The sequence below is a fragment of the Streptomyces sp. NPDC022552 genome (assembly GCF_055561875.1).
This window is the reverse complement of the sequence record NZ_JBVHGJ010000021.1, coordinates 94,415-100,444: the sequence shown is the minus strand read 5'-3', so window position 1 is coordinate 100,444 and position 6,030 is coordinate 94,415. Positions and strand designations below refer to the sequence as shown.

Genomic DNA, 6,030 nt, shown 5'->3' with positions numbered 1-6,030 from the left:
GACCTCGGGCGTTCGCTTCGCTCAGCCGGCGCTATCGGCACCGACCTGGACACAGCCTGACCCTCAGCCTCACGGTATTACGGGACAACTCTTAGGCTGCGTCCCAACCGAAGCGTCCTTCCAGACCGTCAGGGCTGAGGTAGGCATACCCGGCGCCGTGTCCGAAGTTGAGGAAGTACGGCCCGGTGTCGCCGGTGCAGGCCAAGGCGAAGAAGAACCGCCACGGTGCCTCGACGCCGGCCCGCATCCGGTAGTCCGCTCTTCCTCCGATGTAGTTGTCCACATCGAAGCACCCGTCCTTCTCCAGGAACCGCTCCTGCGCCTCCGGGACCGGCCGCATCTCGATCCGGAACTCCACCGGTACCTGCTCGTCCTCGGCATCAAACGCGAAGAGCGAACGTCCCCTGGTCCCGGCCGGACCGACGGTGACGAACCCGGGTATCCGCCCGCCGGGCTGGACGAGCAGCACGGATTCTCCGTCCTGAGGGTCCAGGCCACCAGTCTCGTAGTCCTCGTACGACAGGAACAGATACGCCATGCGGGGCTCGTCGCCGGGCTCGATGGGGACCGGAATCTGCCCGATGAAGTCGAGCGGCTCACCTGTACGAGGGTTCAGGGGCCAGCAGGGCTCCTCCAGCCACACGGGGTCGCCACCCAGCTTGGCGACGGGCTCGGTGATGGCCTCGTCGACCGGGTGCATACATATCTCCACGCGAGGGAGGTACCCCGCGTCGTACGGGCTGGCGGCCCCCTCAGCTGGCTGCGGAAACATGTGCGGACTCTAGACGCTGGCACCGGCATCTTCGGTCGGCAGGGCTACTTCTTGCCCTGTTCTTGATCCGACTGAGGCGTTGTCTGGCAGATGACCTCTGATCTGTAGCCGAGCGGCCGCCTGTTGTCACGCTTGTCCCGAGACGGCCCGACCTCTTCGTCCCGAAGCAACTTGGTGAGGGCTCGACCTTGGGCTGGTACACCTCTCACCTGCGGGTGATGGTCCGCGGATGTGCGTGGTTATCCGCCGTTGTACGTCGGCGTTGTCACGCAGTTAGACACTCATCCGAGGCCCGGGCCAATCAGAGACGACGGCCGCCTTACAGAGGCGGATGTGATCGGTAGCGGGGAAGCTCAGGTCACTCCGGCTGTTGCGGCAGCCAAGCTCTGCGACGGCACGGGCCTCCGAACCCGAGGCTTTCCAAGATCCTCCTGCGGTGCCACAGGCCGTGCGATGATCGCCATGCGATCGGGGGGCCGTCAACTCTGCACGAAACGGTCGCTTCGAGCCGCACCATCGCAGCCAATCGACGAAAGGCCATCCGTGCGCAGGCTCGTCTACTACATCGCCACCACGCTCGACGGTTTTATCGCCGGGCCGGACGGCGCCGATCCCACCGGCCCGAACGGCTTCTGGCCGATCCCCGATGACTACCTCCAGCACATCGTCACCGAGTACCCGGAGACTCTGCCCGCTCCAGCCCGGGCGGCACTGTCCGTCACGGCCGAAGGAACACGCTTTGACACCGTCCTCGAAGGACGACGCACCTACGAGATTGGCCTCGCGGCCGGGATTACCGACGCCTACCCTCACCTGCGTCATCTCGTCTTCTCACGAACCCTGTCTGAAAGCCCGGACCCTGCCGTCGAACTGGTAGCCGACGATCCGGTGGCCAAGGTACGCGAGCTGAAGCAAGTGGACGGCAAGGACATCTGGCTCATCGGTGGTGCCGAGCTGGCCAATGCCCTGTACGCCGAGATCGATCAGCTGATCCTCAAGGTGGGATCCCTGACCATCAGTGCCGGGATACCCCTCTTTTCCCGGAAGGCCACCTTCGAACCGTGTCGCTGGGAACTCACCGACCACACCGTCTTGAAGAGCGGAGCGCTGTTCCTCACCTACACGCGCTACACCGACCAGACGTGAGCCTGCCCACGAGGTCGGTGGAGCGGCTTTGGGCTGGAGCTGCTTTGGGGCGAGTGATCATGGCCCCGTAAGCTTCCGGCGCGTCGGGCAGTCTGTGGACCTGCCCGTTAAAGCACGACGTTGGGGCCATGATCTTAGAGGCTCGCCCCAAAGTGGCTGCCTAAAGCCGTGGAGCCGACCGCCCCAGCCACAGAGGGTGTCTCCCGCTTCATGCCCGCAGACGCCGAGCGCGCCGCCCGGCGCGGCCAGCCGGGGCGCAGACAGGAGGCAGGCCGCGCCGCAGAGGCGGCGCGCGCCCGCGCCGTGCGCGGGCCTTGATGAGGTAGAGAAAGTTGTAACAACCTGTTGGCCACTTGGTGTCCGCTCAAAGCCGTGCCAAGACCCTCAACCACCATCGGTTGGGGGCTTCGCGTCACCCCTGGCGCCTCCCCTGATCAGGGCGTTGTGCGTCTGACGGCACCTGCAAGGGGAGACCCGACAGGGCGGCGCTCTCTGTCATAGGTGCCTGACAGGATCCCGAACGTGATAGCCATCGAAGATCTCATCTCCCGCGTAGCAGCGAAGGCCAAGGCCACTTCTACGGCGTTGCCCCCCGCCGCCACTGCCGAGGAGGTTGCCGAGGCGGAGGCAGTTCTCGGCTTCGCCCTCCCGCCCCTGCTGGCGAGCCTGTACCGGGAGGTGGCCAACGGTGGCTACGGTCCCGACTACCAGCTTCTTCCGCTGGTTGGGCCAGGGCGTACGGCGCTGAGCGAGTACCAGTCCGAACGATCCGCCTCGGCCGAGGACGAGGCACCGTACTGGCCGGCGGGCGTGCTGCCGATCCTCGACTGGGGCTGCGCCATGTACGCGGCGGTGGACTGCCTCAGCGAGACCGCCACGGTCCTCCTCTTCGATCCGAACGGCATGACGGACGACGGAGCCGCCGCCTGGTTCGTCGACGCCGGGAGCCTGGCCGATTGGCTCGAAACCTGGCTGGCCGGAACAGGGTGGTACCGCGAAGACGCCGACGAGTACGAAGACGTGGCGGAGCCGACCCCGTGGGAGACGGCCGCCTCCCGGATCGCGGAGTGAACGAACCGCGGGATGACCGCTGAGCTCGCTCGATGGAGCGGCCCCTCACTCGACGGCCTCCGAGGCCGGACCGTCCCTGGCCGCCCCCGTTGATGTAGATGTCGAAGACCCCCGACCAAGATCGGTCGGGGGTCTTCGCGTGTCCTGCCTGGAGCCCCCTGTCGGGTTCGAACCGACGACCCCCGCTTTACAAGAGCGGTGCTCTGGCCAGCTGAGCTAAGGAGGCAGCGAGTGCAGTGTAACCAACCCCCACCCTGCCGTGGTCGGCAATTTCACGGACTCTGACTGCTGACAGATCGCGTGGCGGCGGGTAGCGTCACCCGGAGTTCACCTCGGTGGACTAGACCTCAATCCTTCCTTTACTCGGATCGTCCGGCACGTTCCTGCCGGTGAAGGGATTCATCACCATGGCTTCTGTCACTTTCGACAAGGCGACCCGGCTCTACCCGGGTTCCGACAAGCCCGCCGTCGACCAGCTCGAGATCGAGATCGAGGACGGCGAGTTCCTCGTCCTCGTCGGGCCGTCCGGCTGCGGCAAGTCCACCTCGCTGCGCATGCTCGCCGGCCTGGAGGACGTCAACGGCGGCTCCATCCGCATCGGTGACCGCGACGTCACGCACCTGCCGCCGAAGGACCGGGACATCGCCATGGTGTTCCAGAACTACGCGCTGTACCCGCACATGACCGTCGCCGACAACATGGGCTTCGCCCTCAAGATCGCCGGCGTCAACAAGAGCGAGATCCGCGCCAAGGTCGAAGAGGCCGCGAAGATCCTCGACCTCACCCCGTACCTCGACCGCAAGCCCAAGGCCCTCTCCGGTGGTCAGCGGCAGCGTGTGGCCATGGGTCGCGCGATCGTGCGTGAGCCGCAGGTCTTCCTCATGGACGAGCCGCTGTCGAACCTCGACGCCAAGCTCCGCGTCTCCACCCGTACGCAGATCGCGTCGCTCCAGCGCCGGCTCGGCATCACCACGGTGTACGTCACGCACGACCAGGTCGAGGCCCTCACCATGGGCGACCGCGTCGCCGTCCTCAAGGACGGTCTGCTCCAGCAGGTCGACTCGCCGCGCAACATGTACGACCGCCCCGCCAACCTCTTCGTCGCCGGCTTCATCGGCTCCCCCGCCATGAACCTGGTCGAGGTGCCGATCACCGAGGGCGGCGTGAAGTTCGGCAACAGCGTCGTCCCGGTCTCCCGTGACGCGCTCTCCGCCGCCTCCGCCAAGGGCGACACGACCGTGACGGTCGGCATCCGCCCCGAGCACTTCGACGTGTCGGGTGCCACCAGCAAGGAGGGCCTGGCCGTCTCCGTGAACGTCGTCGAGGAGCTCGGCGCCGACGGTTACGTCTACGGCTCCGCCCGCGTCGGCAGCGAGGACAAGGACCTGGTCGTCCGCGTCGGCGGCCGTGCCGTGCCCGAGAAGGGCTCCACGCTCCACGTCGTGCCGCGCCCGGACGAGCTGCACGTCTTCTCCACCTCGACCGGTGAGCGCCTCTCCGGCTGAGCCCGTACTGCCGAACGGCCCCGCATCTCTTGCAGATGCGGGGCCGTTCGCCTATGTCGACAAATACCCCGGCATAGCTGTCAATTCAGACACCGGCGTCAACACGGGATTCGAATTTTCGCCTCGAACCATCCCCCGCGAGAGTGACTAAATGTCGCCATATCATCACCGGCCGCTACGCTCGCCTCCGTGACGCACACTGCCCGCCGTATCGGCCGCTCTCTCGCCCTCGTCCTGCCCGTCGTCCTGGTGCTCTCCGGAACGCTCGCGGTGTCCGCCGTTCCGTGGGCCGGCCAGGGCTCCGACACCCAGATGCTGACCGCATCCTCGGAGGACGTCTCCGTCCCCGCCAAGTCGCGTGCCCCGCAGGATATTCTGCGCGACCGGCTCCTCGCAGAGCTTCAGGAGAAGGACCCCGGGACGGCCCTGACCCACCTCCAGCGCGAGGTCGAGAACAGCCCGTCCCTCGCCAAGCACTGCATGTCCATCGCACGCGCCCTCGGCAAGGCGGCCGTCCGCCACTACGGCCCCACCCGCGCCCAGTCCTACTCGCGCCCGGTCTGCGACACCTCGTTCGCGACCGGCGTGATGTACGCCAGCTGAGCCGCCAACCCGCCCACCGATCCAGCGACGCCGAAGACGCCGACGACGCTGAACGGCTGCTTCCCGAGGTGCGCATATCGTTCGCGGTATGCATACCTCCCCGACGCAGGCCGTGGTCCTGGCGGGCGGCCAGGGCTCGCGCCTGCGCCCGTACACCGACGACCGCCCCAAGCCGATGGTCGAGATCCCCGGCACCGGGACCCCGATCATCGGCCATCAGCTGTCCTGGCTCGCCGCCGAGGGCGTGACGGACGCCGTCGTGTCCTGCGGCCATCTGGCCGAGGTGCTCGAGGAGTGGCTCGACTCCGCCGATCTGCCGCTGCGCGTGAAGACGGTCGTCGAGGACGAGCCGCTCGGCCGCGGCGGCGGCCTCAAGTACGCCGCCGCGCACCTTCCCGAGCCCGGACAGCCCTGGTACGCCACCAACGGCGACATCTGGACCCGCTTCTCCCTGCGTGAGATGGCCGCGTTCCACGACGAGCGCGACGCCACCGCGACCCTCGCCCTCGCCCGCCCCCGGATCCCGTGGGGCGCCGTCGAGACCGACACGTTCGGGCACATCACCGACTTCATCGAGGCGCCGCCGTCGCCGTTCCTCATCAACGCGGGCGTGTACGTCTTCTCCGCCGCGTTCACCGAGCTCCTCCCGGACCGGGGCGACCACGAGCGCACCACGTTCCCCCGGCTGGCCAGGGAGCGCCGCCTCGCGGGCTTCCCGCTGCCCCAGGGGGCCTACTGGCGGGCGATCGACACGGCGAAGGACCTGACCGAGGCGGCGAAGGAGCTGGCCGCCCAGGGCGCCTGAGAGCCCTGCCGGCCCACAGCGCGTCCGCACCCGCTCGCCAGGCCTCCGTACCGTACGAGTCGGCGCGTGGCCGCACGGCGAAGGGCGGCACCGCGTCCCCGCGGTGCCGCCCTTCGCCGTACTGGAAC

Annotated in this window: 6 protein-coding genes and 1 tRNA gene; 5 read left to right on the top strand and 2 right to left on the bottom strand. The window is 67.7% G+C overall.

Annotated features, from left to right (window positions below):
• Nucleotides 1-91: 91 nt before the first annotated feature.
• Nucleotides 92-700 carry a hypothetical protein gene (locus ACZ3OF_RS34605; protein WP_467308790.1) on the bottom strand — a complete coding sequence of 203 codons (609 nt, stop codon included), beginning with the start codon at nucleotides 698-700 and terminating at the stop codon, nucleotides 92-94.
• A gap of 615 nt (nucleotides 701-1,315) precedes the next feature.
• Here ACZ3OF_RS34605 and ACZ3OF_RS34600 point away from each other — a divergent pair.
• Nucleotides 1,316-1,918, top strand: coding sequence for a dihydrofolate reductase family protein (locus ACZ3OF_RS34600; RefSeq protein WP_467308788.1), 603 nt, complete (start codon nucleotides 1,316-1,318; stop codon nucleotides 1,916-1,918).
• Nucleotides 1,919-2,440: 522 nt separating this feature from the next.
• Nucleotides 2,441-2,989, top strand: a complete 549-nt coding sequence (locus tag ACZ3OF_RS34595; protein ID WP_467308786.1) for an SMI1/KNR4 family protein — start codon at nucleotides 2,441-2,443, stop codon at nucleotides 2,987-2,989.
• Nucleotides 2,990-3,138: 149 nt separating this feature from the next.
• On the opposite strand, the gene ACZ3OF_RS34590 is transcribed toward ACZ3OF_RS34595, so the two are convergent.
• Nucleotides 3,139-3,215, bottom strand: a tRNA-Thr gene (locus ACZ3OF_RS34590).
• A gap of 181 nt (nucleotides 3,216-3,396) precedes the next feature.
• Here ACZ3OF_RS34590 and ACZ3OF_RS34585 point away from each other — a divergent pair.
• From ACZ3OF_RS34585 to ACZ3OF_RS34575, 3 genes are all read left to right on the top strand, one after another.
• Nucleotides 3,397-4,494, top strand: coding sequence for an ABC transporter ATP-binding protein (locus ACZ3OF_RS34585; protein ID WP_329117891.1), 1,098 nt, complete (start codon nucleotides 3,397-3,399; stop codon nucleotides 4,492-4,494).
• Between the two features lie 189 nt (nucleotides 4,495-4,683).
• Entirely contained in the window at nucleotides 4,684-5,097 is a 414-nt protein-coding gene (locus tag ACZ3OF_RS34580; protein WP_361436948.1) for a hypothetical protein, read from the top strand.
• Between the two features lie 88 nt (nucleotides 5,098-5,185).
• Entirely contained in the window at nucleotides 5,186-5,902 is a 717-nt protein-coding gene (locus tag ACZ3OF_RS34575) for a nucleotidyltransferase family protein (RefSeq protein ID WP_361676530.1), read from the top strand.
• Nucleotides 5,903-6,030: the final 128 nt, after the last annotated feature.

Bases quoted from the DNA above. Each gene is read 5' to 3' on its own strand.
- ACZ3OF_RS34605 (WP_467308790.1), bottom strand. From the start codon at position 700: ATGCACCCGGTCGACGAGGCCATCACCGAGCCCGTCGCCAAGCTGGGT.
- ACZ3OF_RS34585 (WP_329117891.1), top strand. From the start codon at position 3,397: ATGGCTTCTGTCACTTTCGACAAGGCGACCCGGCTCTACCCGGGTTCC.
- ACZ3OF_RS34575 (WP_361676530.1), top strand. From the start codon at position 5,186: ATGCATACCTCCCCGACGCAGGCCGTGGTCCTGGCGGGCGGCCAGGGC.